Raw genomic sequence first — 2,882 nt, 5'->3', positions numbered from 1 at the left:
CTTTAATACTATACTCCCCGTGACGCAGGACGTAAAAATCAATGAGGTTAATGGCTGTCCATGGAATTAAAAAGTAACTAATAAATAAGATAAAGTTGATAAAATTGGACAAGAAATTTCCCTGACCCCAAATAGCCAGTAAAGTTCCAACGGTTCCAATTCCAAAGATAAAGTACATCCTTACTTTTGGGGTTACTTTTATTTTTAAAAAAGGCTCAACAGTAGATATGGTAGACATAAAGGCGCCATATAAATTAAAAACATTGATGGAGAACTGACCTAGGATGATAACAGCAAATAAAAGAAACGAAAAACTTCCAAACTGATTAGCGAGATTCGTGCCGGAATTACTTAGGAAATTAGGAATGGCCGTAGTCAATAAGACTCCTAAAACCATCATCCAAACAGTGCCTAAAACAGTCCCTGCATACGTATACCAAAAGGTTTTTGAGTAATTGGTATCAACTGGCAAATACCTTGAGTAGTCAGCGACATATGGTGCATATGAGATTTGCCAGGTTGCTACCACACTAACACTTAACATAAAGATTGGTAGATTGAACTCAGCTGGAGACCAGCTTCCTGACGGAACGGGTAATTGGAAGACAATAAACGTAGCCGCTATGAATACAAGAAAGAACACCCATGTCAAATACTTTTGCATTTTATGAATAAGATCATGGCCAATTATTGTCACGATAAAGGTGATGATATTTAGAACAATGATACTCAAAGTTAAATTAAGGTTTAAGGCACTACTCAATACTTGTGCACCTAACAAACCACTGCTTGCAAAAAATCCCAGGTACATGAAAATAACTAGAATTAAAGGAATAACGGCACCAATAACACCAAATTGTGCACGGCTTTGAATCATTTGGGGGATACCGAGTTTAGGTCCTTGAGCAGAATGTGAAGCCATAAAAATGGCTCCTATTAAATTACCAACTATAATAGCGACAACACTCCAAAAAAGATTTAAGCCAAAAGTGACACATAGTGATCCTGTCACAAGTGTGGTAATATGCATATTTGCAGCAAACCAAACTGAAAACAATCCTCTTGGTTTTCCATGACGTTCATTGGCTGGAATATACTCAATACTTCTTGTCTCAATTTTCATAGACCTGCCCCCTGAAATATATTATTTTGGTGACTTTTCTTAGAAGTGAACTTCTTTCTTATTCAACTTGCGTTCATCTTTGTTCTCTATTTCCTTTAAAACAAAGCTGAGTAAATCCAATGCAAGCCGTGCACCTACTTGACCGGTCATTCCAGCTGGGTCATATGGCGGTGCGACTTCAACCAAATCAAAGCCAATGACTTTTCCTCTTTTAGCTATTCCTTCAAGCAATTCATTTACTTCATCGTAAATAAATCCTCCTGGTGAAGGGGTACCTGTTCCGGGTGCTACTGAAGGATCCAAACCATCAATATCTAGGGTAATATAGTATTTTTCCCCTTCTGGAAGTAGTTCTATCACCCTTTCAATTCCCATTTTCCTAATTTGGCGCGGTGATAAAATAACACTTCCATATTCTCGTGCTGCATCCACATCTTCCTTCAAACTGCTGGAAATTCCTCGAATTCCAAATTGGAAAATTTTCTGAACATGGTCCATTTCAGATAAACGACGAATACAGCTTCCATGCCCATACCTTTGCCCGGAACGATGATCAGCCCAATCCAAATGGGCATCGATTTGAATAACATGAAAAGGTCCTAACTCCTCTAAAGCTTTACCGACTGGAATGGTAATGGAGTGATCTCCGCCTAATACAACCGGCATGGCTCCTTTTGAAACAATCTTTCTAATAGCTTCTTCTGTGTTTTCATGACATTGCATCATATCACCATGAACCATGTCAACATCGCCGCAATCTACTACTTTCCATCTTGGCCCCAAATATGTAATATCTTTTTCAATATCGTAAGCACCATTTAATCCAAAACTGTAAAGTGTAGATCCTTCACGAATCCCCCTTGGACCCATTCTTGCTCCAGATTTCCATTGAGTACCCATATCATTTGGAACTCCAATAACGGCTACATCCGCATCTAGTTGATTAATATCTGCACAAACAGGATATTTTCCAAACGTGCAGATACCAGTAAAAGGTAAATTCAAAAATTGCTTTTCATCTTGATTTGACATAAATTAGCCTCCTTTAGTTTTCTATTATTAAAGAATGCAATTTTCATGCCAACTAATAAAGACAGCGTTTAAGTGAAGGTTATAGTCAAAAACGACTACCTTTGCTCAACATATTTTAGTATTTTCCGATTTGCAGTAGATTGGCTGATTCCTAATATTTCTGCAAGTTTAATGCTACTGGGATATTTATGATACATTCGCACAATATACTCCTTTTCTAGTGTTTCTATATAATCGTTTAACGGAATTTCTTTCGTTGACTGGGTGAAGGAATCCTTTTTTGTTTCCTCTTCTCCCCAATCAAAGTCTATTTCGTTCCCACTAGATGTGATCATCTTCTTCTCAATATAGTTTCGTAATTCTCTGACATTTCCCGGCCAATTTTGCTGGCTTAGCCAAGCAGCCATTGTTGGGGTAAAATATGTATTCAATTGATATTTACGATTCAATTGTTCAGTAATCTCGTAAATTAATGGCATGATTTCTTCTTTTCGTTCCCTTAGCGGTGGAATCTCTACTTTTACGACATTGATTCGGTAATAAAGATCTTCTCTAAATTTCCTTTCTTTGATCATCTTTTCTAAGTTTTGATTTGTAGCACAAATAATTCTGCAATTCACCTCAATATTTTTTGTTCCTCCAATTCTCATTAAGGTTTGATTTTGCAAAACCGACAATAATTTTACTTGAAGATTCAATGGCAGTTCACCAATTTCATCTAGAAAAA

3 protein-coding genes are annotated in these 2,882 nt (G+C 37.0%); all 3 read right to left on the bottom strand.

The window, feature by feature from the left end:
• Positions 1–1,123: purine-cytosine permease family protein (locus V7137_RS18770; RefSeq protein ID WP_335699486.1), on the bottom strand; the 1,123-nt coding region annotated here is incomplete at its 3' end.
• 39 nt (positions 1,124–1,162) lie between these two features.
• Positions 1,163–2,155, bottom strand: coding sequence for an agmatinase (speB, locus tag V7137_RS18765; RefSeq protein WP_335699485.1), 993 nt, complete (start codon positions 2,153–2,155; stop codon positions 1,163–1,165).
• Between the two features lie 95 nt (positions 2,156–2,250).
• Positions 2,251–2,882 (bottom strand): sigma 54-interacting transcriptional regulator (locus tag V7137_RS18760; protein ID WP_335699484.1); only part of this gene is annotated, 632 nt, incomplete at its 5' end.

The sequence above is a fragment of the Neobacillus drentensis genome, assembly GCF_036962765.1.
In the GTDB taxonomy this organism is placed as follows: Bacteria; Bacillota; Bacilli; order Bacillales; family Cytobacillaceae; genus Neobacillus; species Neobacillus drentensis_C.
Note: the sequence above shows the minus strand (reverse complement) of the source record. Positions and strands in the feature narration are given on the sequence as shown.